A 312-nucleotide genomic window follows, 5' to 3' on the forward strand; every position below is an offset into this window, starting at 1 on the left:
CGGCCACCCGTACCGGAGCCGGCCGCCCCGGCCCCCGCCGTCGCGCCGACGGCCCTGGCGGCGCGGTCCGTCGCCCCCGCGGCCACGGACCCGCCGGGCGGGCCGGGGGTGCCGGTGCCCGAGGCGCACACGCGGATCGAGTGCTTCCCCGAGGTCGTCCGTCACGGCGAGCGCTTCGCCCTCCTCGACCGGGCGGGGCTGGCCAACCCGTACTTCCTCGTCCACGAGGGCGGCCTGACCGGCACCACCGTGGTCGACGGCCGCGAGCTCCTCTCCTTCTCCGGCTACAACTACCTCGGCATGGCCACGGAC

1 protein-coding gene is annotated in these 312 nt (G+C 77.9%); it reads left to right on the plus strand.

Going from position 1 to position 312, the window contains the following annotated elements; genetic code table 11:
* On the plus strand, positions 1–312 hold a 312-nt coding region (locus tag ACFVXK_RS32650; protein ID WP_389618956.1), incomplete at both ends, for a hypothetical protein.

The organism is Streptomyces sp. NPDC058157 (genome assembly GCF_042884105.1).
Lineage (GTDB): Bacteria > Actinomycetota > Actinomycetes > Streptomycetales > Streptomycetaceae > Streptomyces.